General features: G+C 50.0%; 24 protein-coding genes. 3 read left to right on the top strand and 21 right to left on the bottom strand.

Annotated features, from left to right (window positions below; all coding sequences use genetic code 11):
* Nucleotides 1-128: 128 nt before the first annotated feature.
* The gene (locus ACJJIN_RS04085; protein WP_413662270.1) at nucleotides 129-1031 is read right to left on the bottom strand and encodes a 5'-nucleotidase; all 903 of its coding nucleotides are present in this window, start codon (nucleotides 1029-1031) and stop codon (nucleotides 129-131) included.
* Between the two features lie 867 nt (nucleotides 1032-1898).
* On the opposite strand from ACJJIN_RS04085, the gene ACJJIN_RS04080 reads away from it, so the two are divergent.
* The gene (locus tag ACJJIN_RS04080) at nucleotides 1899-3704 is read left to right on the top strand and encodes a M4 family metallopeptidase (protein WP_444896983.1); all 1806 of its coding nucleotides are present in this window, start codon (nucleotides 1899-1901) and stop codon (nucleotides 3702-3704) included.
* A 60-nt stretch (nucleotides 3705-3764) separates the two neighbouring features.
* Here the strand turns inward: ACJJIN_RS04080 and ACJJIN_RS04075 are convergent, their stop codons facing one another.
* On the bottom strand, nucleotides 3765-5054 hold the full coding sequence (locus tag ACJJIN_RS04075; RefSeq protein ID WP_444898228.1) for an NAD(P)/FAD-dependent oxidoreductase: 1290 nt from the start codon (nucleotides 5052-5054) through the stop codon (nucleotides 3765-3767).
* 168 nt (nucleotides 5055-5222) lie between these two features.
* Between ACJJIN_RS04075 and ACJJIN_RS04070 the strand changes: the two genes are divergently transcribed.
* Together ACJJIN_RS04070 and ACJJIN_RS04065 are read left to right on the top strand one after the other, a co-directional pair.
* The gene (locus ACJJIN_RS04070; protein ID WP_282932490.1) at nucleotides 5223-6557 is read left to right on the top strand and encodes a glutamine synthetase family protein; all 1335 of its coding nucleotides are present in this window, start codon (nucleotides 5223-5225) and stop codon (nucleotides 6555-6557) included.
* Nucleotides 6558-6978: 421 nt separating this feature from the next.
* Nucleotides 6979-9141 (top strand): M4 family metallopeptidase, encoded by a 2163-nt coding sequence (locus tag ACJJIN_RS04065; RefSeq protein ID WP_444896982.1) that lies wholly within the window; start codon nucleotides 6979-6981, stop codon nucleotides 9139-9141.
* 126 nt (nucleotides 9142-9267) lie between these two features.
* Here the strand turns inward: ACJJIN_RS04065 and ACJJIN_RS04060 are convergent, their stop codons facing one another.
* The 19 genes from ACJJIN_RS04060 to fabD all read right to left on the bottom strand — a co-directional run bounded on the left by ACJJIN_RS04060 (nucleotide 9268) and on the right by fabD (nucleotide 25662).
* Nucleotides 9268-10926 (bottom strand): alanine/glycine:cation symporter family protein, encoded by a 1659-nt coding sequence (locus ACJJIN_RS04060; protein ID WP_444896981.1) that lies wholly within the window; start codon nucleotides 10924-10926, stop codon nucleotides 9268-9270.
* A gap of 109 nt (nucleotides 10927-11035) precedes the next feature.
* Entirely contained in the window at nucleotides 11036-12061 is a 1026-nt protein-coding gene (locus tag ACJJIN_RS04055; protein ID WP_444896980.1) for a D-cysteine desulfhydrase family protein, read from the bottom strand.
* A 75-nt stretch (nucleotides 12062-12136) separates the two neighbouring features.
* Complete coding sequence (locus tag ACJJIN_RS04050) at nucleotides 12137-12730, bottom strand: OsmC-related (seleno)protein (RefSeq protein ID WP_444896979.1); 594 nt, start codon at nucleotides 12728-12730, stop codon at nucleotides 12137-12139.
* 137 nt (nucleotides 12731-12867) lie between these two features.
* Nucleotides 12868-13200 (bottom strand): preprotein translocase subunit YajC, encoded by a 333-nt coding sequence (gene yajC / locus ACJJIN_RS04045; protein WP_282932486.1) that lies wholly within the window; start codon nucleotides 13198-13200, stop codon nucleotides 12868-12870.
* A 111-nt stretch (nucleotides 13201-13311) separates the two neighbouring features.
* Complete coding sequence (locus ACJJIN_RS04040) at nucleotides 13312-13758, bottom strand: helix-turn-helix domain-containing protein (RefSeq protein ID WP_020415217.1); 447 nt, start codon at nucleotides 13756-13758, stop codon at nucleotides 13312-13314.
* A 416-nt stretch (nucleotides 13759-14174) separates the two neighbouring features.
* The gene (gene bcp, locus ACJJIN_RS04035) at nucleotides 14175-14651 is read right to left on the bottom strand and encodes a thioredoxin-dependent thiol peroxidase (RefSeq protein ID WP_444896978.1); all 477 of its coding nucleotides are present in this window, start codon (nucleotides 14649-14651) and stop codon (nucleotides 14175-14177) included.
* 83 nt (nucleotides 14652-14734) lie between these two features.
* Nucleotides 14735-15373, bottom strand: coding sequence for a DUF2244 domain-containing protein (locus tag ACJJIN_RS04030; protein ID WP_413662277.1), 639 nt, complete (start codon nucleotides 15371-15373; stop codon nucleotides 14735-14737).
* 72 nt (nucleotides 15374-15445) lie between these two features.
* Nucleotides 15446-16426: a malate dehydrogenase gene (locus tag ACJJIN_RS04025; protein ID WP_282932481.1), complete on the bottom strand. Its 981-nt coding sequence runs from the start codon at nucleotides 16424-16426 to the stop codon at nucleotides 15446-15448.
* Nucleotides 16427-16559: 133 nt separating this feature from the next.
* Nucleotides 16560-17183 (bottom strand): dUTP diphosphatase, encoded by a 624-nt coding sequence (locus ACJJIN_RS04020; protein ID WP_444898227.1) that lies wholly within the window; start codon nucleotides 17181-17183, stop codon nucleotides 16560-16562.
* 27 nt (nucleotides 17184-17210) lie between these two features.
* Entirely contained in the window at nucleotides 17211-17987 is a 777-nt protein-coding gene (locus ACJJIN_RS04015; protein ID WP_444896977.1) for a TatD family hydrolase, read from the bottom strand.
* Between the two features lie 7 nt (nucleotides 17988-17994).
* Nucleotides 17995-18348 (bottom strand): PilZ domain-containing protein, encoded by a 354-nt coding sequence (locus ACJJIN_RS04010; protein WP_413662279.1) that lies wholly within the window; start codon nucleotides 18346-18348, stop codon nucleotides 17995-17997.
* A gap of 104 nt (nucleotides 18349-18452) precedes the next feature.
* Complete coding sequence (locus tag ACJJIN_RS04005; protein ID WP_444896976.1) at nucleotides 18453-19478, bottom strand: DNA polymerase III subunit delta'; 1026 nt, start codon at nucleotides 19476-19478, stop codon at nucleotides 18453-18455.
* 47 nt (nucleotides 19479-19525) lie between these two features.
* Nucleotides 19526-20146 carry a dTMP kinase gene (gene tmk, locus ACJJIN_RS04000; RefSeq protein WP_282932477.1) on the bottom strand — a complete coding sequence of 207 codons (621 nt, stop codon included), beginning with the start codon at nucleotides 20144-20146 and terminating at the stop codon, nucleotides 19526-19528.
* Nucleotides 20146-21177, bottom strand: coding sequence for an endolytic transglycosylase MltG (gene mltG / locus ACJJIN_RS03995; protein WP_444898226.1), 1032 nt, complete (start codon nucleotides 21175-21177; stop codon nucleotides 20146-20148). Before mltG ends, tmk begins: the two co-directional genes overlap by 1 nt.
* A gap of 29 nt (nucleotides 21178-21206) precedes the next feature.
* The gene (locus ACJJIN_RS03990) at nucleotides 21207-21977 is read right to left on the bottom strand and encodes an aminotransferase class IV (RefSeq protein ID WP_444896975.1); all 771 of its coding nucleotides are present in this window, start codon (nucleotides 21975-21977) and stop codon (nucleotides 21207-21209) included.
* 45 nt (nucleotides 21978-22022) lie between these two features.
* Entirely contained in the window at nucleotides 22023-23264 is a 1242-nt protein-coding gene (gene fabF, locus ACJJIN_RS03985) for a beta-ketoacyl-ACP synthase II (RefSeq protein ID WP_444896974.1), read from the bottom strand.
* Nucleotides 23265-23455: 191 nt separating this feature from the next.
* Nucleotides 23456-23692 (bottom strand): acyl carrier protein, encoded by a 237-nt coding sequence (gene acpP, locus ACJJIN_RS03980; RefSeq protein WP_020415205.1) that lies wholly within the window; start codon nucleotides 23690-23692, stop codon nucleotides 23456-23458.
* Nucleotides 23693-23917: 225 nt separating this feature from the next.
* The gene (fabG, locus tag ACJJIN_RS03975; protein ID WP_282934677.1) at nucleotides 23918-24661 is read right to left on the bottom strand and encodes a 3-oxoacyl-ACP reductase FabG; all 744 of its coding nucleotides are present in this window, start codon (nucleotides 24659-24661) and stop codon (nucleotides 23918-23920) included.
* Nucleotides 24662-24717: 56 nt separating this feature from the next.
* Nucleotides 24718-25662 (bottom strand): ACP S-malonyltransferase, encoded by a 945-nt coding sequence (fabD, locus tag ACJJIN_RS03970; RefSeq protein ID WP_444896973.1) that lies wholly within the window; start codon nucleotides 25660-25662, stop codon nucleotides 24718-24720.
* Nucleotides 25663-25676: the final 14 nt, after the last annotated feature.

Genomic DNA, 25676 nt, shown 5'->3' with positions numbered 1-25676 from the left:
ACTTTCTGTCGGCTTTATTTTCTAATAATTAGAGCTAAGCCTCTCGGATGAGGACCGGGAAAAGTTCAAACATTATCGGCATAGAGAGCACTGAGTGATAACGTACACCTTTATCACTTTTGAACTTTTTATACCTCTGCATTTGCGATTCCATGAGGAACATGGCCCGTAGCCACATGCTCACCTGCAGAAACACAGTGACTAGGCTGATCATCAAAGAAGACATCGGCGCCAAAAGCCCGCAGGAACTCACCTTTAGGAAGCCCGCCGAGAAAAACTGACTCATCCACTCTAATATCCCAGGCGCGCAATGTCCTGATGACCCGCTCATGGGCCGGAGCGGAACGTGCCGTTACCAAAGCCGTTCGTATCGGGCAGGTATCCATCTCAAATTCAGCCTGCAATCTCTGCAAAGCTTCAAGGAACCCCTTAAAGGGCCCTCCCCCCAGTGGCTTCTGTGCTGAGGCACGCTCTGCCTCAGTAAAAGCAGCCAGGCCTTCCGTTTTGTAGACTCGCTCAGCCTCATCAGAAAAGATTACCGCATCGCCGTCAAAGGCAAATCGCAACACATCATCACGATACTCGCGATTTCCTCCGGCAACCAAGGTTGCCGCAGCAACCCCCTGCTCCAACGCTTGGCGGACATCTACACCATCAGCAGACAAAAACAGGTTGCATCCAAATGGGCCAATATAACGGTAAGGGCTTCCACCATTGCAAAAGGCCGCACGAGTAATATTGAGTCCATAGTGCTCTATCGAGTTAAATACCCTTAATCCGGTATCGGCACTATTCCTTGATAGCAGGATCACCTCCACCCGTGGCTCACCGCCAAGAAGCTCATTGATCTTTAGAAACTTCTCAACCAGAGGGAATGCGTCCCCTTTTTCCAGAACATCGTTCTCACGCTCAACTTGATAATGAGAAAAGGCGTGCAATCCCTGCTCCTCAAAAACCTTGTGGCTATCGCTAAGGTTAAACAGAGCGCGAGAGGAAATAGCAATTACTAACTTATCTGGACGCACAGCCATTAGAAAGCCTCTACATCGTTAATCCACCGACACCGCAGCTTCACTGAGGGCAGTGAGAGTCTACGACAAATCTCAAACTTATATTCCACAAATTGAGCGATATGTACAGATAAGAATGCCAGCCCTTCCCGATGTTACCTCCAGAGCGCTGCACAAGTGTCCAGGGAGTCAAAGTTGCTTTGACTGCGGGATTAAGACGATGGAGCAAAACATTTCAAAACTCGAAATTGAAACCGCCCCAAACTACCGCGTGCATTTTTCTACAGTAAAGTTTTGGTAGAGTTAATATCCACCCCCATCAAATTCAGAAAGGATTAATACTTTAATCCATTAGTTTGACAACCCCTTAAAGAACCCAGATTAATACACCCCTTCAAACTTAACAAACATATAGCACCCCACTCATGCAAATTGAATTAAATTGAAGAATTTCGCACCAGAAACAAACAAAAATAACAAATCTACAGAAAGCTTAACCGTTTAAATACAACTCAAAAAAAGCTTGCCACTCAGAAAAAAGCTATAAACTAACCAATTAAAATCCCTCAAATAACCAAAGTTGCAAATATCTGAATTCGTGACATACACATCAAAAAAACAATTTGACCTTTCAAGTTTACATCCACTACAAAAAAATTATTGTCAGGAATAACAACAAGGGATATCGTTATTTCGCCTGACAACGGCAAACAACCCCCAAGAAAATTTTGCACATAAACTCCATACAGCTCTCAGCTCATAGCGCGAGGTATTCTTGGGGTGTGATTCAATTGGCCGCTTAACCAGACAGCATTAACCACTGAGCGTTTATTTTATGCTCCCGGTTAACTATGGCCATTAAATTATAATCATAAAGAGAATTACTTAATGAAATATTTGTTAGGAGCCGCTAGCACACTCGCACTCGCTATTAGCGCCCAAGCGGCAGAGCGTATTAATGTCACACCAGAGTTACTTTCCAATCAGTCCCTAGCCTCAATCGCTGGCTCAGATATGAAGCTGGAAAAGGTTCGTGAACGCACGCTTGCCAACGGGAGAACGGTTGCCCGATATCGGCAAACTCACAAAGGCATACCCGTTTGGGGGAGAACCATAACCAGTTCCAGGCAAGGCTTAACTGAAAAAGTGAGAGGCCACGTACTCTCAGGCCTAGAGTTGGAGGTACCTACCGCCCGCGCAACGATTGATGCCGATAATGCTATTGATCGAGCCATGAACCATCAGCTGAATCTGCGCACTCAGGATGGTGACAGTAAAAAAGCCCTCTCAATGTCCTCCATGCGCTTCAACGCGCAAAACCAGAAAAAAGAGCTCTATGTCTATGTCGATGAAAACGACCAGGCGCGGTTAGCTTATTTGGTTAACTGGGTCGAATACGGAGATGAGCCGAGCAGACCGTTCTATTTTGTAGACGCACTTACTGGTGAAGTTATCAAACAATGGGACGGCCTTGCCTTCCAGGATGCCACAGGCCCCGGTGGCAATGAAAAAACCGGACGTTATGAATATGGAACAGACTTCCCTGCCCTCGAAGTTGACAATAACTGCTCCATGAACACTGCTAACGTAGAAACCGTGGATTTGAATCACGGTACAAGCGGAGGTAGCGTTTTCTCCTTCACCTGTCCGGAAAATGATTACAAAGAAATCAATGGTGCTTATTCTCCATTGAATGATGCCCACTTCTTTGGCAATGTCGTTTTCAATATGTACAGTGACTGGTATGGAACATCGCCGCTCACACAAAAATTAAGAATGCGAGTTCACTACAGCAACAACTACGAGAACGCCTTCTGGGATGGCAGCCAAATGACATTTGGTGATGGCTTCACAACCTTCCACCCACTTGTCAGCTTGGATGTATCCTCTCATGAGGTGAGCCATGGCTTTACTGAGCAAAACTCCAACCTGACCTACGCCAACCAATCCGGCGGCATCAACGAAGCCTTCTCTGACATGGCCGGTGAAGCTGCCGAGTTCTACATGAAGGGCACTAACGACTGGATGGTGGGAGCCGATATATACAAAGCTGATGGCGCTCTTCGCTATATGGATGACCCCACCAAAGATGGCAGATCCATTGGCCATGCCTCCGACTACTATAGCGGCATGGACGTGCACTACAGCTCCGGCGTATTCAACCGGGCTTTCTACCTGATTGCCAACTCAAGCGGCTGGAACACCCAAACTGCTTTCGATATCTTTGTGCTTGCTAACCAAACTTATTGGAATCAAAGCACCGATTACATTGAAGGTGCTTGCGGAGCCCTGTCAGCTACTGAAGATCTCGGATACGATACTGCAACAGTAATCGCAGCGTTCGACACCGTAGGGGTATCTACCAGTAACTGTGGCGATGATGGCGGTTCAAACTCAGAAGGCTGGGAAGAAACCAACTTATCAGGCCGCCGAAATAGCTGGCAGCACTTCACTCTGGATGTACCATCAGGCTCATCATCTTTGACTGTCGAAATGCTCGGCGGCAATGGCGATGCCGATTTGTACGTCCGTTATGGTTCCACCCCAACCACCGACAACTGGGATTGTCGTCCTTACGTAAACGGCAATAATGAATTCTGTAGCTTTAGCAATCCAGCTGCAGGTACCTGGCACATCAGTGTACAAGGCTATATTTCGTACAGAGGCGTAACTCTTTCCGCCCAGAGCCAGTAATATTTTAGGCCGGTGCCGACACATTAGTGTGTCGGCATTCTCTATCACATCATTCAAAGACTAGCTTCCAAACCTATCTAACAAACTGTGGTAAAGCATCCCCAACACCAACCCCGGCCACCTCAATAAAGTGCCACCTGGAAACTCTACTTTAGGAAGAGAAGAAAACACGTTGTAACCCTCACTCTCCCCATAAATTGCATCAGCCAGAAGCTTGCCGGCAAAAGTTGCCGTAGGCACTCCATGTCCAGAATACCCCTGACTGTAATATAGGCCCGACTGCAACTGCCCTATACAGGGCATCCGATTCATAGTAATGGCCAGCGTACCCCCCCAGCCGAAATCAACAGCAGTATTTTCCAGCTGCGGGTAAACCCTCAACATATACTTGCGGACGAAACTGCGAATATCTTTAGGGAAACGCCTGGTGTAATTTTCCCCTCCCCCAAAAATTAAGCGGTTATCGCCAGATAATTTCCAATAATTTATAACAAATAGAGTATCTTGCAGTGCGAAGTCATTGGCTATGATTTCCCTAGCGAGCCCCTCCGGTAAGGGCTCTGTTGCCAGCACAAAATTATTTATTGGCATTATGCGCCCCGCTAAGCGGGGCTCAAGATCTTTCAAGTAACCATTGCAAGCTAAAATCAACTTTTCGGCCTTTACCTTTCCTCGTGCAGTTTTCACCGTAAAGGGAGAAGAGCTCGAATACCCTTGCACACCACTGCACTCAAAAAACCTGGCACCGGCAGAAACTGCTGCGCGGGCAAGACCTAATGCAAAATTGAGAGGATGAAGATGTAGCGAACCAAAATCCAGCTGTGCGCCGAGATATCGTTTGCTACTTACAAGCTCTCGAACTTCTTCTTTCTCTATATACTCAACTTGCCTGTAATCATATTTCTCTCTGAGTTCTTCAGTTTCATCCTGCAGATATTTATCGTGACTGGATTTTGCTGCAAGATGCATGATCCCGCGTTTTAAATCACATTGAATCTGGTGCCTGACTATAAGACTTTCCACCAGTTGAACAGCGTTGATACTCAAATCCCAGAGCTGCTTAGCGGTGTCGAATCCGAACATGGCTTCCAGATCACCCTGACTTCGCCTTTGTCCAACACCGACATGTCCTCCATTCCTTCCTGATGCGCCCCAACCAATCCTATTAGCCTCCAGAAGCACCACACGGTAGCCGCGCTCTGCCAAGTGCAAAGCACTGGAAAGTCCCGTATAACCACCACCAATGATGCAGACATCTGCCTCCACGTTACCTTCCAGGCATGGATACTCCTGAAGGTCGTTAGCTGTAGCCGCATAATAGGATTCCGTGTGCTCATCCAACCTATTCATCACCTTCATATTTCTACCAGATACCCTCAATGCCATTTAAATAAACGGCCCTGTTCCAATCGGCAGTATATAGTTCCTTTACACAGGAGGAATTATTTTCAGCGCAACGCTTTCCGGCACTGATCATAGAATTTCACTCAGGAAGAAAAAGTAAGCAATGGCTATCCAATGGATAAAATTACAAACTGGCTGGCAAATCACAATATTGCAGAAGTTGAATGCCTTGTTCCCGACATGTCAGGTAACGCCAGAGGAAAGTTCACCCCCACCGATAAGTTCTTAACTCAAGACAGCCGTTTACCGGAAAGCATTTTGGTGCAAACTGTCACGGGGGATTATGTCGACGAACACAATGAGCTTGTTGATCCAGCAGACACCGACATGCTCCTAATCCCTGACCCCAACTCAGTGCGCCTAAACCCTTGGGCCAATGATCCGACAGCACAAATCATTCATGACTGCCATTCTCGAGATGGGGACCCTCACCCTATCAGCACCCGTAATATTTTAAAATTTGTCCTCGAAAAATATGCAGACAGAGGATGGAAGCCTATTGTCGCCCCTGAGGTAGAGTTTTATCTTGTAAAAAGAAACCTGGATCCGGATGAAAAGCTATCCGCGCCTGTGGGAAGATCGGGACGCACAGAAAAAACCCGACAGTCCTATAGCATTGATGCAGCCAATGAATACGAGCCCATCATTGAAGACATGTATGATTTTTGTGAAGCTCAGGGGCTTGATGTCGACACACTGATCCACGAATCAGGCACTGCCCAGATGGAAATTAACTTTCTACATGGAGATCCACTTCATTTAGCTGACCAGGTCTTTACCTTTAAACGCACAGTGCGCGAAACGGCTCTGCGCCACGGCATTTATGCAACCTTCATGGCAAAACCGATGGAAGACGAACCTGGAAGCGCGCTGCACTTACACCAGAGTGTGGCGGATAGAAAAACCGGTGAAAATATTTTTGTCGATAATACAGGAAAAGAGAGCAATAATTTCTTGCATTTTATTGGCGGCATGCAGAAATACACTCCCGGTTTTATTAGTTTTTTTGCTCCAAATGTAAACTCCTATCGCCGCTTCACACCTGAAATGGCCGCACCCACCAGTCTCCACTGGGGTTACGACAACCGAACAACAGGCCTTCGGGTTCCCGACAGCTCGCCACAAAGTAAACGTCTTGAAAATCGTTTTCCCGGAGCAGACTGCAATCCCTACCTTGCCATAGCAGCTTCTCTTGCCTGCGGGTATTTAGGAATGACCAATAAAGTCGCACCGAGCGCACCTTATCAGGGCGACTGCTCCAAAGAGTCAATTACACTTCCCCGCACCCAGGAACATGCCCTGACACTCCTATCAGATTGTGATGAAGCAACAGAAATGTTTGGCAGTAAATTCGTAAAAGCCTGGAGCGCAATCAAGAGAAATGAATATGAAGAGTTTAATCGTGTGATCAGTTCGTGGGAGAGGGAATTTCTATTATTAAATGTATAAATAACCGTTCCACTAAAAGCTAACAGAAATAATAAACTGTTATCGCCAAATTTATTTTTTCGGAAAAAACAACTCATCTTTTCCACCTTACAGGCAGAACATCACTTCCTAATTTGTGACGATCCGAGCAAAAATATCGAAAACAATTCAAATATATTAGTTTGCCATCACCTTTTTGTTGCCTAGATGCGTATGCAGGGTAATCTCAAGTTGCCCAATTAATTAGGGCAACCGGTTTGAGAAAGCGAACGCCACTGCCGCTACCGCGGCCCCTTCCTGGCGACGGTTATCTTCTGCTGTCTTACCACATAAAAATCCAGCCTGTATTGGCCAACCAGATTTAATACGGTCCCCACAAGGGAAATACGGCTGTATACCGGCGGATTCATATATAAAAAAGCTATAAAAGGGAAAGCTAGCAATGAAGCATTTTGTAGGACTAAGCTGCACTTTAGCCTTGGCTATTAGTGCACATGCTGTTGAGCGCGTCCCCGCCACGGCGGACATGCTCTCACCACAAACTTTAGCTGCCACCGGCGGATCGGATATGGCGCTCGAAAAAGTTCGTGAGCGCACTCTCGTCAACGGCAAAACCGTAGCCCGCTACCAACAGACTCACAAAGGCATTCCTGTCTACGGCCAAACAGTAACCAGCTCCGGGCAGGGTCTGATTACTGAGGTTCGCGGCAATGTCATCACTGGGCTGGAACTGGAAGTACCCAATATCAAAGCATTTATCAATGAAGATAATGCTATTGAGCGGGCAATGGACCACCAGATCAACTGGCGCACGCAGCAGGGCGTTATCCAGGGAGCTTTGTCAGTTCAGGCTTTGAAGCTGGAAGCACATAACCCCAAAAAGAAACTCTACGTCTATATCGATGAGCAAGACAATGCCCGCTTGGCTTACCTGGTCAACTGGGTTGAGTACGGCGATGAACCCACACGCCCCTTCTACTTTATCGATGCAATGACTGGCGAAGTTCTCAAGCATTGGGACGGCTTGAACTTTGCACAAAATGCGACAGGCCCAGGGGGCAATTCAAAGACCGGGCGCTACGAGTACGGTACTGACTACCCCCACATGATTGTTGACGACAGCTGTGCCATGGATACGGACAATGTAGAAACCGTTGATATGAACCACAGCACGAATGGCGGTAGCATCCACTCGTTCACTTGCCCGGACAATGACTATAAGTCAATCAACGGCGCTTACTCACCACTCAATGACGCACACTTCTTTGGCGGTGTGGTCTTTGATCTCTATAGCGACTGGTACAACACATCCCCTCTCACACAAAAACTGAGAATGCGGGTGCACTACAGCAACAACTACGAGAATGCCTTCTGGGATGGCAGCCAGATGACATTTGGTGATGGCCAGAGCTACTTCTATCCACTGGTTAGCCTCGATGTTTCCGCTCACGAAGTCAGCCACGGCTTTACCGAGCAAAATTCGGACTTGAATTACTACAATCAGTCCGGCGGTATCAATGAAGCCTTCTCTGATATTGCCGGTGAAGCTGCCGAGTATTATATGCGCGGCAGCAATGACTGGTTGGTAGGGGCCGAAATCTTTAAGTCCAGCGGAGCACTCCGCTACTTTGAAGATCCAACTGACGATGGCAGCTCCATCGGTCATGCCGATGATTACTACAACGGCATGGACGTGCACTACAGCTCCGGCGTCTTTAACCGGGCCTTCTACCTACTGGCGAATACTAGCGGCTGGAATACCCGCACAGCATTCGACCCCTTTGTTCTTGCCAACCAGATGTATTGGAGTGCCAATACTGATTTTGAAGATGGTGCCTGTGGTGTTTTCTCTGCAGCATCAGATTTAGGCTACGACACTGATGACGTTGTTGCCGCATTCTCCACGGTAGGCGTTTCCACCAGCAGCTGCGGTGGCGGCGGTGGTGGTGGCGGTGGTGGTAATGAAGGCGGAGAACTCGAAAACGGGGTTACCGAGACCGATATTGAGGGCAGCAGTGGTGATGAAGTTCACTTCACCCTGGATGTACCCGCAGATGCCACAGGCCTGTCTTTTGCAATGTCAGGCGGAAGCGGTGATGCCGACCTCTATGTTCGCTTCGGCAATGCTCCAACCACCAGCACTTATGATTGCCGTCCGTACACTTCAGGCAACAATGAAACTTGTGATATCGCTGACGCTGACCTACAGGGCGGAACCTATTACGTCATGGTGCGCGGCTACTCCTCCTTCTCCGATGTCACCCTGGTAGGCAGTTACACCGGTGGTGGTGGTGGCGGTGGTGGTAGCGACAGCTGGGAAGAAACCAACCTTTCTGGTTCCCGCAACAGCTGGCAGCACTTCACCATTGAGGTTGATGCTGGAGCTTCTACCCTGAGCGCCGTAATGGAAGGTGGCAGCGGAGATGCAGATCTCTATGTCCGCCACAGCCAAGAGCCTACCCGTACAGCGTACGACTGCCGCCCCTACCAGTGGGGCAATGACGAAAGCTGCACCATCAGTAATCCGGATGCTGGAACCTGGTATATCAGTATCCGCGCTTACTCTGCCTACTCTGGCGTTACCCTGAGTGCAAGCACTGAGTAATTGAGCTGATTTCCACCCAGCAGGTCTCTGCTGGGTGGGCAAGCTCTAGACCGATCAAAGGATCGGTGGTGCACAAACAAAAAAGGCGGCCATATTGGCCGCCTTTTTTAATCAAACCCAGACAAATTATTTATGGCTTGGGTCTTTCCAGTAGTCCTTCACGGTATCTTTCATCTCCTTGGCTAACACAGTAATACCAAACAGGTTGGGCAAGGTCATTATCACAATGGCTACTGCAGAGAGGTTCCAAATAACTGTGGTGTCCGCAATCGCAGCCCAGAAGAATGCAATAACGTAAACTATTCGGTAAGGCATTACTGCCTTGGGGCCGAAAAGGTAAATCATTGAGCGGTCGCCGTAGTATGACCAGGCAATTGCTGTAGAGAAAGCAAACAGCAGAATGCCCAGAGTAACAATCAGACCACCGTATTCACCAAAGTAACCGCGTTGGAAGGCAAGATTGGTCAGAGCCACAGAGTGCACCAGGGACTTACCCCAAATATCCACATTTTCATTAGCAAACTTACCATCTTTTACATCCAGAACACCGCTGTAGCTGTCATCATCCTCACGGAAATCCAGGTCTTCAGCAATAGAACGGGCGTGGATGAGGGTAAAGTCCTGGCTGTTCAGCGGGTGGCCGTTAGTCACAACAATGGAGCCGTTATAGGCCTTAACATCACTCTCCTGACCGCTCAAATACTTGAACAGCTGCTCAACATCCTGGGTATTCTTCTCATCGTAGCTACCCGCTACAACGTAAGTATCTGCACCTTCAAACAGGTTCTCGTGTTTCTCAGTCCAGACACCAGAAGAAAGAATCACAAGTCCGGTTAAGGTACAAATGATAATGGTGTCGATAAAGGGTTCCAGCAGGGAAACCATACCTTCAGAAACCGGCTCGTCCGCGCGAGCGGCGGCGTGAGCAATAGGTGCAGAGCCCTGACCCGCTTCGTTCGAGAAGAGGCCGCGGTTCACACCACGGTTAAAGGCATAGGCAAAGCTCGCACCCAGGAATCCACCTACGGCCGCACTACCGGTGAAGGCATCGCGGAAAACAGCCCCAAAGGACGGCAGAATATTTTCGTAGTTGTAGATGATAACGCCCAAGGCACCTATTACGTAGATAACTGCCATGGTGGGAACAATGGTGGAGGTCACTTTAGCGATTCGGGTAATACCGCCAATAATCACCATGCCCAGCAAAATCGCCAGGATGCCCCCCGTCAGAGCCTTCTCAACACCAAAAGAATCGTGCATTGCCTGGGCAATGTTGTTGACCTGGGGCAAGCTGCCGGTACCGAATGAACAGATAACGGTCGCGATTGCAAAGAGCACCGCAAGCCATTTCATATTCAAACGGCGCTCCATGTAAAACATGGGGCCACCTGCGTAGTAACCATCCGCTGCTTTAATACGGTATTTGTGTGACAGGGTCACTTCCACAAACTTTGTGGTCATACCCAGGAATGCGGTCATCCACATCCAAAACAGCGCAGCCGGACCACCGAGGAAAATAGCCAAGCCAACGCCACCGATATTACCGGTACCTACGGTACCCGACAGTGCTGTGGCCAATGCCTGGAAGTGGGAGGTATCACCCGGGTCTCCGGGCTTATCGTACTTACCGCGTACAATCTTGATCGCATGCCCAAAATAACGAAGCTGCGGAAAACCAAGATAAATGGTGAAAAAGAAACCGACTCCAAGTAACACCCAGGGGAACCAAGGTGCTGAGCCGAGCATGCCGTCTATTAACAACAGCAGATTGTTAAAGGAATCCAAACTAACCCCCCACTACTCTGACTTATTTCTGTTTGTTTTATATACAGATACAACTGTAATTTGTTGCGCAGGTTAGCAGCTTACGCGGCACGAGAACAGTAATGTCGTATTATTCGGCCACTGGGAAGAAGTGAGTTCGGTGGGGGAAAAGGCCAAATTGCCCTCCGGTATGAATAAAAACCAGGTTGTCTGAGCCCTGGTAATTTCCTTTTTTTAACTCCTGTAGCAGACCATGAAATGCTTTGCCGGTGTAGACAGGATCGAAAAGAATCCCCTCCAGACAAGCCAGCTCTTTAATAGTCTGGTAAACCTCTGGCTCCGCCACCCCGTAAGCGGGACCTTTATAGTCGGCATTAACCAAAATCTTGAGGGACTCAAAATCAAGCGATACACCAGACTGTGCCATCCACTGCGAAATATCTTCACGCACTTTCACTTGGAAATAATTAGCACTGTCGCAAACGGCGAAACCCGTAACTTTCACACCGGCTTCCAGCAAATGGCACCCCAAGGTCAAACCCGCTTGGGTCCCACCGCTGCCAGTAGCGCATAAAATATGATCAGGCGAGAAGCCCCTATCTGCACAGTCTGCCAATAATTCCTGAGAGGCCGAGATATAACCCCAGATGCCTAAACCGTCGCTGGCACCAGTGGGGATACAGAAAGACTTCTGCCCTCTGGACAGATACTCAGCAGCCCAGCTGTCAAAGAGGCCCTGTAAATTCCGGGAGTATTCCTCCGGTGAGTAAACCGCAATTTCAGCACCTGCCAACTCATCCAGTAAAAGGTTGCCATCGGGATTTGCAGTGCGCTCGCCACGTAAAATCAACTGAACCTTAAACCCCAATCGAGCCCCCACCAAAGCAGTGGTACGGCAATGATTGGATTGAATTCCTCCGCAGGTTATCAAGACCTCCGCTCCCACAGCCCGCGCCTTTGCTGAAACAAATTCGAGCTTGCGCAGCTTATTTCCGGACATTGCGGATTCGGTAAGATCGTCTCTTTTTATCCAGATTCTCGGCCCATCATAAGGCAAGGAATAACGCTCAGTGATACGGTCCAGCGGCTGTAGTGGCGTTGGCAGATTTGCAAGGCGTACGCGATCGGGCAGCTTGATAGGCAAACTCTTCGGCAATTTGAGCACCATGTTAGCAATCTAAAAATGCGAGCAACTGAAAGCTGGCACCAACATAGGTGTACAGCTGGGGGGTCAAGGGTCGTTATAAATCAAGGATACTTCAGCCGGAACTGAGTTTATTGCCGTTTGCAGCCCCATACAGGCAGTCCGACAGGCGGCCACCATCCTCTCAATAGACTGCCTAGGCTCTTCTGATTCCACAAACACAAAGATATCTATACCCTCGCAAAGCCCCTTATGAGGCTGGTCATCCGTGGAGTTTTGCAAGTTGTAAATTTCAGCTTTAAAGCGCATCTGCTGCTCCAGGCGCACACTATCAACCTTGAGCTTGACTGAATTAATGTATATAGAAATATGACTGAGAAAGCAAAATGCAATTCCTGCTGACAAATAGTCTAGCGGAGCTGGAGCACTATCCGCACCACCTATAATACTGCCCTCGTCACATCGTAATTCAAACGCACTACAACCTGGCACACTAGCCTGAACAACCCCTGTTTTCAGAAACCCATCTCCAACAGAAGTTTTAGCGGAAAGATTTACCTGAAAATAGAAGCTTCCATCACCCTTCTGCGGCTCCTCTACCTGGACTTCCTGTAAAGTGGGCAATGATCGGACTTTTCTAACAATACTGATTTTTTCTTCTTTTTCACCCGTAAACGACATAGCACTCACCTGAGACTATCTATCAACAAGGTAAAATTAGACCAAGCCCTCAAAACATAAAACTGGCAGCAATAAAAAAGCCCGGCAACTGCCAGGCTTTTTTAGTGACGACATTCAAAGATAAACCCTGAAAAGGATTAGATCTTTTTAATCGTACCTTTGGGTAATACTGCGTGCACAGCTACTTTTTGGAACTTCAAAGACATGCTGTCTGCAACTTCCAATACGATGTAGTCCTCATCGACCTTGTCGACGCGGCCCAGCATTCCGCTGCTCATCACAACTTCGTCACCCTTTTTCAGAGCGCCAACCAGCTCTTGGTGCTCTTTCTGGCGCTTGCGCTGTGGGCGAATAATAAAAAACCACATGAATGCAAACAAACCCGCAAACATCAGCAGGGTTATCATCGGATTACCCTGTGCTGCCGGCGCCGCTTCCTGTGCCATGGCGGAGGGGATAAAAAAGCTCATGCAAAACCTCAAAGAGTCAGCCTATTAAATTGCCGCCAACTCTAACGGGTTTGCCCCGCCGAGGCAACGGATTGGGCCGATCCCGTAGAGACCGGCCAAACCAATCCACACTCAGAACCTCTGGCGGACCTGCCGGCGGTAGCCAGTGGGAGACATCCCGGTCCAGCGTTTGAACGCGCTGGTAAAACTGGTTCGATCAGAGAAATCGAGAATTCGTGAGATTCCATCAACGCTCAGCGCAGTATCTTTGAGGAAATGCACCGCGTGACGAAAACGAACATGGTCACGTAAAGATGCAAAACTGAGGTTGTGTTCCTGCAACCGGCGTTGCAGAGTCCGGGTGGACATACTTAGGTCGGACGCTACCGGGCGAATAGCGAGAGAGGCCTTACCGATACGCTGCTCCAGCACATCTATTACCCGTGCGGCAATACCAAAACTGGTTGCTTCGGGGGGGGCCAGCAGCTGGTCGAGAATATTCGGGTCTCCGGATATTCTGGCCTGCTGAAGTGATTTGTCTTCAGAGAGCGAAGTCTGGTCGGGCTGAGTATGGTTCATCGAGCTGCTCCTATTGAGTTCCGTGAGCCGCAGTTATTTTTCTATGTCCGCATCCAGCGAATCCCGGTTGCCCCTGCCCACACCAACACAACATCAACTTCGGCGGACGACTACGTGATGCGGGATGCACCAAAAAACAGACATCGAATCCTTCACAGAGATGTACAATTTTTAAACTAACCGCTCCGGCAATTCCCGCAGAGAGACTCTCTCTAGCCGGCGCACCTTTCCTTTACAACTGCCAGTATAGACCAAGAATTAAGAAAGCAAGGGGCGACAGTGCTTTTTTTCATCTTATTGTGTACCAAGGGCCAAAAATACTTACTTTCGGTACCCACGTGTCGCCTTTGAGTCCGAAAGGTAGGGGCTACAGCAGACCAAGCACCAGTCCAGCCCCGCCCCTCAGAGTCTGGCAATTAATCCAGGTTCTCGCCAATCCAATTCAAAACATCAGTGTCATGGGTCTTGGTTTTAACTTTGTCGATAATATGGCGAAGGCCCCCACTCTTATCGATAATAAAAGTTGTTCGCAGAAGCCCCATGTACTCCTTGCCCATAAATTTCTTCAAGCCCCAGCAGCCATATTTATCAGCAATCTTGTGTTCTTCATCAGACAGCAAATCAAAATTCAGTTCGTGCTTGTCGATAAAACGCTGCAACTTTGCTTCTGGATCCGGGCTCACCCCCAACACAACAGTATTGGCTTTTTTAAATTCAGCCGCACTATCGCGAATCCCACATGCCTGAGTGGTACAACCGGGGGTAAGTGCTTTCGGGTAAAAGTAGAGGACGACATTACTTTTGTCACGAAAATCCTTAAGTGACACTTTCTCGCCACTTTGGTTGGTCAGCGTAAAAGCCGGAGCCAAATTACCGATCTTCGGAAAAGCCATCTGATATCCCCTGTGGAACAGTTAAGAGTAAAGCGGGGATTATAGCGAAAAGAAACAAACGAGACGCCAGTTCTATAGAGAAATCAGAACTGCTGCAGACGAAACTCTTTCTCTTTCCTGGCACAAATGCCAAAACGACCTAACTTCTGCACCAGCTCCGCCTTTTCAGCTTCGGTGAGGAACTCCCCGACTTCAAGGCACCCCTCAGGACCACTAAAGTTTACCGAAGCCATTTCGGTAGCACTGCTCCCCATCCTTACGAGTACTGCCAACTTATCGCGGGCGAACTCCCGGTGATACACCGTTTGCTGCCTGAACCCCTTACAGCAATCCAGAATTACCAACTCCTCATTGATGCGTATTACTTCTCTGCGGGTCCCTTCGAGGTACACGTAGGTAAACAGGATGCCCAGCAGGATCATTTCAAGCCCGGCAAAGGGAAGAATCATCCAGGCTCCCGCCATCGCAAAAGCGAGGCTGATTCCAAGGGATACCCCAACCAGGGAGAAAAACACCCACAGATTGCCGGAGAGGGACAGGGACTGGTTAGGCTGCAGCAGGATACAGGCGCAACGGGCGGTGTTGCGGCCAACTTCAGTGACCATAGCAGGGACATCCGGCAGATATATAAAATCAGTGTAGTGCCGATGGCGGCAGCTCACACGAAGATACTGACCGGGAAAGTTTCCTGGTCCGGGCCGGGGTTTACAGAATTCAGGCATAAAAAAACCCACACCTCAGTGTGGGTTTTTGGGAGAGGTCTGCGGCCAAGGCCTGGGACCTGTCACTCCCTATTACGGCAGCAGGTGTGCTACTGCATCACGCTCTTCCGCCAGCTCCTGCTCGGTAGCAGACATTTTCTCGCGGGAGAAGTCGTTGATGTCAACGCCTTGAACAATTTCCCAGTCGCCGTCTTTGCAAGTGCAAGGGAAAGAGTAAATCAGGCCTTCCTGAATACCGTAAGAACCATCGCTGAATACAGCCATGCTGGTCCAGTCACCTTCAGCGGTGCCCAGAGCCCAATCGCGCATATGGTCGATAGCAGCGTTGGCAGCGGAAGCCGCAGAGGAAGCACCGCGCGCCTTGATGATAGCTGCACCGCGCTGTTGAACAGTCGGGATGAAGTCGTTTTCGTACCACTCCTGCTCCACTTTATCCATGGCTGCAGCACCGGAAACCTTCACTTGGTGCAGGTCTGGGTACTGAGTGGAAGAGTGGTTGCCCCAAATGGTCATATGGGTGATGTCGTTAACGCTGGAATCAGTTTTGTTTGCCAGCTGAGACAGAGCGCGGTTGTGATCCAGACGGGTCATCGCGGTGAAGTTACGCGGGTCCAGGTCTGGCGCATTGCGCTGAGCGATCAGGGCATTGGTGTTAGCCGGGTTGCCAACAACCAGTACTTTTACGTTACGAGAAGCAACGTCGTTCAGGGCTTTACCCTGTGCAGAGAAGATAGCAGCGTTAGCTTCCAGCAGATCCTTACGCTCCATACCCGGTCCACGGGGACGCGCGCCTACCAGCAAAGCGTAATCTGCATCTTTGAACGCAACAGTAGCGTCATCGGACTGAACGATACCCGCGAGCAGCGGGAAAGCGCAGTCTTCAAGCTCCATAGCAACGCCTTTCAGCGCTTCCAATGCCGGAGTGATTTCCAGCAATTGCAGAATAACCGGCTGATCTTTGCCCAGCATTTCGCCAGAGGCGATGCGGAACAGCAACGAATAGCTAATCTGACCGGCAGCGCCGGTAACAGCAACACGTACAGGTGCTTTCACGATAGTTCTCCCTCGTTTGTAAGCGGCCGCATTATAGGGCCTCGCGAGTAAATTTCATCTTACACAAGCGAAATTGCAGCTCAATTTGTATGACAAAACCTCTCAGACTGTATTGGACACTCTTTGCGAGTGATTATGTCAGCGCCAATTCCCGGTAACGCGTCTGCAGTGCCTTGTAAACCTGGTCACTGTAATCAGCAGCAGATGGGTCCAAAAGTCCGGCAATTTCCGCTAGATGTTCATTGTCTTCACGGCCCGCCCAGTTTTTTACATAGCTGCCATCTTTGTAGCCGTTATCCTGGCGGAATCGGTTGAGTACATTTTTACCAACATATCGCTGGTACAACTCAGCAAAAGACATTTCTGCATCGGCCAGTAGTTGAGCAAAGCCAGCAACATCAAACTGTTTGGTGGCCAGGGTGTTCAAGGTGAAAGACTCGAGGTTTTCACGGAAATCACCCGCCGTACGCTCGGAACCGGCAAACTCCTTCAGCATGATCTCAGCCACTTCCTGCGGAGAGCCTTTTTGCAATTCAAGGCTCAAACCGAAATGCCAGATATCCACCAATTCAAGCTTCACCTGATCCATTTCTGGAAGTTGCTTCTTCCACCACTTCCAACCGTAATGGTCTAACAACTCTGCACTTTCTACCCAAATAGCGCGGTACCAGGCAAAATTTTGCTCACGCCAGTTTTCATTTACTACTGTATTAATCTGGTCTTGCAGAGTCAGCATGACTTGCAACTGCTGCTTCATCATAGGGGAACATCCAATAGACCCGGATCAAACTGCCCGGGGGAATAATCTGAAAAAGTTTTCTGAGGTGATTTCGGCCAGCTCTTCGTAGGGAATACCGCGTAAATCAGCGATAAATTCCGCCACTTCACGCACATAGGCCGGAATATTGGGCTTACCCCGATAGGGCACTGGAGCCAAATAAGGGGAGTCAGTCTCAACGAGCAACCGATCCAAAGGCAGCCTGCGGGCGACATCCCGCAGCTCCTCAGCATTTTTAAAGGTCACGATGCCGGACAAAGAAATATAATAATTGAGATCCAGGGCAGCCTTGGCCATATCCCAGCTCTCGGTAAAACAGTGCAGAACACCTGCGGTATTGGTATTACCGTGCTCTTTAATGAGAGCAATAGTATCTTCCCGCGCATCTCTCGTATGCACAATAACCGGAAGCTCTGCCTGCCCTGCCGCTTTCAGGTGTGCAATAAAGCTCTGCTGCTGGATTTCCTGAGTGTCCGTGCTGTAGTAGTAATCCAGGCCTGTCTCCCCCAATGCAACAACATTGGGCTGGTTAGCCATTTCTACCAGTCGCTCAACATCCGCCATGCCGGAGTCGACATCCAGCGGGTGCACACCAACGGAACAGACTACGTCCTCGTAGCGAGTTGCGATTTCAACAACCGCATCGGCGTTTTCCAAACTGATACCGACACAGAGGAACTTGCCAACACCGCGACTGCGGGCCAGGTCCAATACAGCATCCAGATCGCCATCAAATTTATCGAGCTTAAGTCTGTCCAGGTGACAGTGAGAATCAACAAGCATTAGAGAGTTACAACGTATGGGTTGGGCGGCTGGATTCTAAGGTTCCCGCCAAGTGGGTTTCAATCTTGTTTTGCGCGATATTGTCCTTATCGCCAAACTGAACTCCGATTCCGGGAGTGCGGTTGCCTTGAGCACCATTGGGGGTAATCCAGATCACTTTACCGGCAACCGGAATCTTTTCCGGCTCATCCATTAAGCTCAGAAGCAGAAAAACCTCATCGCCAAGGTTGTACGATTTATCCGTACTGATAAATAAGCCACCATTCTTTACGAAGGGCATATAGGCCGCATAGAGCACAGATTTATCCTGGATTTTCAGTGACAGGATGCCGTTGCGGGCACCGCCTCCCATGGCTTTCATGGACAACCTCAATGTTTATATTTCTAAATGATGCGCTAACTTATCTAAGCCCGCTGCCTGTGTCCAGGCAACGTCAATTACCCTACCCGACTTGCGCAAGACGCCTAAGCAAAAAGCTTCGCCCAACGAATAAATAATTCTTCCAGCAGCAAACGACGATTGGGGTTAGCTGTGCCCAGTAACCCTTTCCGCGCCTGAAGCAAATGATCGTAGAACGCAAATACTGGCTGCAAGTTTTGCTCACTCGACCCCGGCAACCTCTGCAAAAGAACCATTAGCTGGGCATCTCCACTAAGATCACAACTGCGAATCTGCACCATCTGGGTTAACCAGTGCTGCCAGAAAAGCAGTAGCTGAACCAATTCAACACCCTCGGCCGGTGTTTCCCAACGGCCCGCTGTAGAGACTGAACTTGCCGTACCCTGAGCTACAGCAACCAAATCTTTAAAAAACTGCTCGCGGACTTCTCTCGACTTGGGCTCGGCCAGCTCCGCCGCCAATAATGGTGCCCCGCCTGCCAGAGTTAAGACACGCTGTGCCAGCGGCTCTTCCAGCCCATTGCTGTATAGCCACTGTAGCGCCACCTCTCCAGTTGGGGACGGAAAAGCTATAGATTGACAGCGACTTCGAATGGTTGGCAAAAGGCCTGTGGGGGCATCGGTGATCAACACAAAGATAACGGAGGGTGCCGGCTCTTCCAGGTTTTTCAACAGGGCATTGGCTGCGTTGACATTCATCGCCTCCGCCGGCGACAAACAAACCAGACGCGCCCCGCCCCGCCCACTGGTGCGGGAAACAAAGTTGCCCAGCTGACGGATCTGTTCCACTTTCAGTGGGCCACCGGGCTTTTCAGGTTCAACTTGTAGGAAATCAGGATGCGAGCCAGCCATCCACAACCGACAATCCTTACACTCTCCACAGGCCTGACCTGCCCTCGGTTGTTCACATAGGGCCAACGCGGTAAAAGCAGCCGCGAATTGTCGCTTTCCCAACCCCTCCGGGCCAGTCAGCAGCAAAGCGTGCGGGCAGCGGCCCGCCTGCAACTGCAACCCCAACCGCTGCCATTGCTCGGAGTGCCAGGGAAGAGGTACCGGTATCGATTTATACTCAAAAGTTTCAGGCACAGACATCAGCCACAATTCTTATCATTTAAAAATAGATTCTGGGGCAAGATAGCTTAAAGCAACAGCTCCAATTGCTTGGCTAGATCCATCTGCACCTGTTCCAGAGATTGGCCGGCATCCACAACCGCGTAACGGGCAGGCGCAGCTTCAGCTCGATCGCGATAAGCCGCACGCACCCGCTGAAAAAACTCCAGGTGCTCACTCTCAAACCGATCCGCTTCCCCAGTGCGTGCAGCTCGCTGTAGCCCCACTTCTGGGTCGAGATCCAATAAAAGCACTTTATCTGGGCGCAAATCCCCTTGAACTGTCTGCTCCAACTGCTCGATCAACTGTCGATCCAGTCTGCGACCACCGCCTTGGTAGGCATAGGTTGCATCGGTGAAGCGATCACAGATCACCCAATCCCCACGTTTTAAGGCGGGCAGTATAACCTGAGACAGATGTTGCGCGCGGGCGGCAAACACCATCAATAATTCCGCCGTGGGATCAACGGATTCATCCCGTTTGGCCAATAACAGCTCGCGCAGCTGTTCTGCCAATGGGGTGCCTCCCGGCTCCCGGGTTTGGATAAAGTTAATATTGTGCTTTTTGAGCCACTCGGTGATGAAGAGTAAATTGGTAGATTTCCCCACCCCCTCTACACCCTCGAGGGTGATGAACTTGCCGTGCGACACTAATTCTTTCCTTTTGCCGGACTCGAGCGGTAATCCGCGCGCCTTTTCAGCTGATACTCCCGCACCGCACGGTTGTGCTCTGTCAGAGTCGCTGAGAAATGATGAGATCCATCCCCTTTGCCAACAAAATACAAGCTCTTGCCAGGCTTTGGATTTAAAGCGGCCCGAATTGCCGCTCGCCCAGGTAGGGCAATCGGCGTAGGGGGAAGGCCATTAATAACATAAGTATTATAAGGTGTTGCCTGGCGCAGGTGTGTACGGGTCAGATTTCCGTCAAAGTCCTCACCCAAGCCATAAATTACGGTGGGGTCTGTCTGCAAACGCATACCTTTATTGAGCCTGCGTACAAAAACACCGGCTATTTCACTGCGCTCAGATGGCTGCCCTGTCTCTTTCTCGATAATTGAAGCCATGATTAAGGCTTCATAGGGCGACTTATAGGGCAGATCATCCCCTTTTGATTGCCACTCCTCATCCAGTACCTTCTGCATCCGATCATAGGCCTGACGCAGCAGCTCAATATCTGTAGTACCGGACCGATAGACGTAAGTATCCGGGAAAATCCAACCCTCGACCTCATCTTCCTTTAGGCCCAGGGCCTGGGCAGCGGCACTGACATTGCTTCCCTCTTCAGACTGAACGATTCTTTCACCGGAGCGGATTTGTCGCAGGGCCTGGCGAAAAGTCCAGCCCTCTAATAGCGTAATGCGATAGCGGGTAACTTCACCGCGATTCAGGCGTGCGATTAAGTCCCGGGCGTTACTGCCAAAGGGAACTAAATATTCGCCGGAATGGATTTCTGTTGTGCCCTCCCAATAGGCATAGGCGAGAAGTATTTGCGGCCACTGTATTATCCCTTCGCCCTGCAAGCTTTGCAGCGTCCGGGACAAACTTCCGCCCTTTTCCACCTGAAGCGTAAGCCCATCTTGTGCAATCGGCAGGGGGGATTCCAAGGCTTCCTTTGCCAGGTATAGAGAGGCAACTGCAACCAAGCAGGCCAATACCAGCCCACCAAATAACAGCTTCAACACTCTCCAAGCGAAACTCGCTTGCTTTTTCTTCACCACAATTTATCCAATATCAGCTTTTGTAGCTTGCGGGTCTCGACACCCACAGGCCAATTTTTGTAACCGATTACCTCTACTACCGGTAATACACCTCGAACACTGTTGCAGAGAGCCAGCTCATCGGCCTCACAGAGCTCGGAAAGCTCCATGTCTTCCTCTTGCCAGTGGATATGGCTCGAGAGCCACTGCCGCATCACACCATGAACACCACACCGGTGCAGGGATGGAGTCATCCACTTCCCACCAAATCGGGCCAGGATATTACAGCGCAGGGTTTCGATGACCCTTCCCGCCGAATCCAGCATCAATCCATCGAGAAATTGACCCACCGGCAGCTCTGCTTTTGCCGCATTATATCGGTTACGGAGTAAAGTTTTGCAGCCCTGGTTCGAATTACTACCGATCGGCAAGCTCGTCGAACAAGGGAAAAGGCTAGTGCCCACCTGCCCCTCAGCAGTTTCAATCAGCGGCCGCAGCACCAAATCCCAACATTGCTGCCCGCGCACACTGCCAACACGCAGGCGCGCAATCGCCTCAGGCCAGCGACAGCCGGCTGTCAATTTTAGCGTCGACTGCTCAATTTCTCCCAGACAGGCCTCATCCAACACTCCCGAACGCTCCAGGCGAGCGCGGTGGAAAGACCAAAGCGGTAGACCTTTGTTGTGACAGCGCATTGTTTCGAGGATTCCACCCGAGTAATCAGCATCATCTGGCAACTGATCAACGGCCAGCCCCCGAAAGTACATTTGAGGTAACTGGTACATGGAGCTCCCAAGGCAGGTGTGCCCACCTCTCGGTGGGCACGGGAATCAGACTCGCTTGAATATCAGTGACCCATTGGTGCCACCGAAACCAAAGGAATTGGATAGGACTGCATTGATTGCCATCGGCTGGGCCTCTTGGGGCACCAGGTTAATACCGGCACAGGCCTCATCCGGGGAGAAGAGATTGATAGTGGGGGGCGCAACCTGGTCGCGCAATGACAATACCGAGAAAACGGCTTCAATAGCACCGGCAGCCCCCAGCAGGTGACCGGTCATCGACTTGGTAGAACTCACAGCGAGGGTGTCCGTCACCCCCGCGAATACTTTTTTAACCGCCAGGATCTCAGCTGTGTCTCCCAGCAGAGTAGAAGTACCATGAGCATTGATATACTGGATATCACTTGGGCTCATACCGGAATCTCTCAGGGCATTTTCCATTGAGAGAGCAGCGCCAGCGCCATCTTCCGGAGGAGAGGTCATGTGGTGGGCATCACCGCTCATACCAAAGCCAGCTACTTCTGCATAAATCTTGGCTCCGCGAGCGATTGCATTTTCGTACTCTTCCAAAACGAGTACCGCAGACCCTTCACCCAGTACAAAACCATCACGGTCTTTATCCCAGGGGCGGCTTGCTGATTGCGGATCATCATTGCGGGTGGACAGCGCCCTTGCCGCACAGAAACCGCCGAGCCCTACCGGGGTGGTAACCATTTCTGCACCACCACATACCATCACATCGGCATCACCATGCTGAATCGCACGAACTCCGAGACCAATCGCATGGGTTCCTGTGGTACAGGCTGTTGTCACTGCCAGATTGGGGCCTTTGAGGCCATATTTAATCGAGAGGTTACCCGCAACCATATTAATGATGGCGCCAGGTACAAAGAAAGGTGATACACGGCGAGGGCCTTTTTCGGCAATCAGCAATGAATTATCTTCGATAGCCAGGATACCGCCCATACCAGAGCCAATACAGGTACCCACGCGCGGACCCAGCTCTTCGGTTACCTCCAGGCCGCTATCTTGCATAGCCTGAATACCGGCAACCAGTCCGTACTGCAAGAAAGTATCCATCTTGCGCGCTTCTTTTGCGGGCATGTATGGCGTGGGATCAAAATCCTTTACAGTAGCGGCGAAGCGGGTTGAAAAAGCCGAGACATCAAATGTCTCAATCGGAGCAGCACCATTAGCTCCCTGTAGTACCCCAGACCAAGTATCCTCTAGGGTGTTACCTAACGGGCTAACGACTCCCATTCCGGTTACAACAACTCTTCTTTGCGACACTGCGCTCCCCCCTGAAATTTTCTGCTACCGTCCTTCACCAATGTAGTTAAAAGAACAACATCCGGTCAGCAGTCACAATTCCGTAGTACCAATAACAAGAAAGCCGCGCTATGAAACATAGAACGGCTTTCAGAATCGCTCGGCTAGGTACAGCATATTGAGCTGCCCGTGCCTAAACTACCCAGCAGGAATTAACCAAGGTTATCCTTGATGTAATCCATTGCCAGCTGAACAGTAGTGATTTTTTCAGCTTCTTCATCGGGAATTTCAGTTTCGAATTCCTCTTCCAAAGCCATAACCAGCTCAACTGTGTCGAGTGAGTCAGCGCCCAGATCTTCAACAAAAGAGGCTTCAGGCTTAACGTCTTCTTCCTTAACGCCCAGTTGTTCAGCAACGATCTTTTTAACGCGCTCTTCAATGCTGCTCATGATTCAATTTAACTCCTAGTGGGTAAAAATCTGTTTTAGTCGCTATTGTTTTTCACCGTATCCAATGTTGTTGGTGATAACGACCGGCTCACACAGCTTTTGGATAATTCAGAGGCCATTGTACCCCAAGTTTTTCGGGATGTAATGTGCGGCCCCTCAACACCATCAGCAAAAACATAAATATCTCTAAAATCAATAAGTTAAAGAGACATTTTGAAACACAAACTACGCCATGTACATACCGCCATTGACATGAATTGTCTCGCCGGTGACATAGCCTCCCGCATCACTCGCCAGGAAGGAAACCACCGAAGCAATTTCTTCCGGCTTCCCGAGCCTCGCGAGAGGAATCTTACCCAGAAGCAACTCGCGTTGCGCTTCAGGCAAGACTTTTGTCATATCAGTATCAATAAAGCCGGGGGCTACGGTATTAACCGTGATTCCTCGGGAGCCCACCTCTGAAGCCAGGGAGCGGGCAAACCCTCCCACACCAGCTTTGGTCGCCGCATAATTGCTCTGACCGGCATTACCCATACTACCTACGACGGAGCTGATATTAATAATCCGTCCCCATCGCGCCTTGGTCATATCGCGCAGGCAAGCCTTACTCATGCGATAGACCGCGGTCAAATTCGTATTGACGACTGAATCCCACTCGTCATCCTTCATGCGCATCAACAAGTTGTCCTTGGTGATGCCAGCATTATTAACCAATATCGCAGGAGCACCAAACTCATTTTTTATCGCTGCATGAAGCTCGGAAATACTTTCCGCATTGCCCACATCCAGAACTTTACCGGCACCTGCGATACCGGCTTCTGCGAAGCGGGCGCTTATTTTTTCAGCGCCGGATTCGCTGGTGGCAGTACCAATAACTGTGGCACCCATTCCACCGAGCATATCTGCAATTGCCGCACCAATACCGCGACTTGCACCTGTCACTAAGGCAACTTTACCCTCAAGGGACATCTGTAAGGTCATTCTCACTTATCCTTATTCGACTACTGGACTACTTTTTGAGCGATTTATACCGCTGTAGCTCGCAGAGCTTCATTAAAGTTACTGGGGCTATCGATTGCGTGACAGGAAACACTTCGGTCGACACGTTTGATCAGGCCAGATAAAACCTTACCCGGACCACACTCAACCATTTGCTCCACTCCGGAGCCAATAATTTTTTGTGCGCAAGCAGTCCAGCGAACCGGGCGATAAATCTGCTCGATCATCAGGGTCTTAATTTTTTCCGGATCCGCTTCAAGCTCAGCGTGGACATTGTGCACGATTGGTATTTCTGGCGCGTTAAATTCTGTCGCCTCTATTTGAGGGGTCAGCTTTTCCGCCGCAGGACGCATCAGCTCAGTGTGGAATGGGGCACTGACCGGAAGAGGCATAGCCTTCTTTGCACCGGCAGCTTTACAGGCTTCGATGGCGCGCTGCACCGCCGCGCTACTTCCCGCAATAACAATCTGGCCGGGAGAGTTGTAATTCACCGCAGCAACTATTTCACTCTCAGCAGAAGCAGCACAAGCTTCTTCGACAGCTGCATCATCAAGACCGATGATCGCAGCCATAGCGCCCTCCCCTACAGGAACCGCCTCTTGCATCAAGCGGCCGCGCTCGCGAACCAAATGAACCGCATCTTTAAACGCCAGAACGCCAGAGCACACCAGTGCTGACCACTCGCCCAAACTGTGACCGGCCATGAATGCAGGCTGGGCACCTCCGCGAGAGCGCCACATGCGATAAAGGGCAACACTGGAAGTCAGTAAGAGAGGCTGGGTACGCTGGGTGAGATTAATGGCTTCCTGCTCGCCATTCTGGCACAGGTCCCAGAGGTCATAGCCGAGCACATTGGATGCTTCGGCAAAAGTGGCCTGAATTTCAGGCGCCTCTTGGGCAATCTCAGAGAGCATACCTATTTTCTGGGAACCCTGCCCCGGAAAGACAAATGCGAGTGCGGCATTGGTCATAAGATATCCTTAAC

The sequence above is a fragment of the Microbulbifer maximicatervae (SeqCode) genome, from assembly GCF_052467505.1.
This window is presented reverse-complemented; position numbering and strand designations above follow the sequence as displayed.

What these genes read in the sequence shown, in the direction of transcription:
- ACJJIN_RS04085 (WP_413662270.1), bottom strand. Translation starts at nt 1,031, where the DNA reads ATGGCTGTGCGTCCAGATAAGTTAGTAATTGCTATTTCCTCTCGCGCT.
- ACJJIN_RS04080 (WP_444896983.1), top strand. Translation starts at nt 1,899, where the DNA reads ATGAAATATTTGTTAGGAGCCGCTAGCACACTCGCACTCGCTATTAGC.
- ACJJIN_RS04075 (WP_444898228.1), bottom strand. Translation starts at nt 5,054, where the DNA reads ATGAATAGGTTGGATGAGCACACGGAATCCTATTATGCGGCTACAGCT.
- ACJJIN_RS04070 (WP_282932490.1), top strand. Translation starts at nt 5,223, where the DNA reads ATGGATAAAATTACAAACTGGCTGGCAAATCACAATATTGCAGAAGTT.
- ACJJIN_RS04065 (WP_444896982.1), top strand. Translation starts at nt 6,979, where the DNA reads ATGAAGCATTTTGTAGGACTAAGCTGCACTTTAGCCTTGGCTATTAGT.
- ACJJIN_RS04050 (WP_444896979.1), bottom strand. Translation starts at nt 12,730, where the DNA reads ATGTCGTTTACGGGTGAAAAAGAAGAAAAAATCAGTATTGTTAGAAAA.
- yajC (WP_282932486.1), bottom strand. Translation starts at nt 13,200, where the DNA reads ATGAGCTTTTTTATCCCCTCCGCCATGGCACAGGAAGCGGCGCCGGCA.
- ACJJIN_RS04040 (WP_020415217.1), bottom strand. Translation starts at nt 13,758, where the DNA reads ATGAACCATACTCAGCCCGACCAGACTTCGCTCTCTGAAGACAAATCA.
- bcp (WP_444896978.1), bottom strand. Translation starts at nt 14,651, where the DNA reads ATGGCTTTTCCGAAGATCGGTAATTTGGCTCCGGCTTTTACGCTGACC.
- ACJJIN_RS04030 (WP_413662277.1), bottom strand. Translation starts at nt 15,373, where the DNA reads ATGCCTGAATTCTGTAAACCCCGGCCCGGACCAGGAAACTTTCCCGGT.
- ACJJIN_RS04020 (WP_444898227.1), bottom strand. Translation starts at nt 17,183, where the DNA reads ATGAAGCAGCAGTTGCAAGTCATGCTGACTCTGCAAGACCAGATTAAT.
- ACJJIN_RS04015 (WP_444896977.1), bottom strand. Translation starts at nt 17,987, where the DNA reads ATGCTTGTTGATTCTCACTGTCACCTGGACAGACTTAAGCTCGATAAA.
- ACJJIN_RS04010 (WP_413662279.1), bottom strand. Translation starts at nt 18,348, where the DNA reads ATGAAAGCCATGGGAGGCGGTGCCCGCAACGGCATCCTGTCACTGAAA.
- ACJJIN_RS04005 (WP_444896976.1), bottom strand. Translation starts at nt 19,478, where the DNA reads ATGTCTGTGCCTGAAACTTTTGAGTATAAATCGATACCGGTACCTCTT.
- ACJJIN_RS03990 (WP_444896975.1), bottom strand. Translation starts at nt 21,977, where the DNA reads ATGTACCAGTTACCTCAAATGTACTTTCGGGGGCTGGCCGTTGATCAG.
- acpP (WP_020415205.1), bottom strand. Translation starts at nt 23,692, where the DNA reads ATGAGCAGCATTGAAGAGCGCGTTAAAAAGATCGTTGCTGAACAACTG.
- fabG (WP_282934677.1), bottom strand. Translation starts at nt 24,661, where the DNA reads ATGTCCCTTGAGGGTAAAGTTGCCTTAGTGACAGGTGCAAGTCGCGGT.
- fabD (WP_444896973.1), bottom strand. Translation starts at nt 25,662, where the DNA reads ATGACCAATGCCGCACTCGCATTTGTCTTTCCGGGGCAGGGTTCCCAG.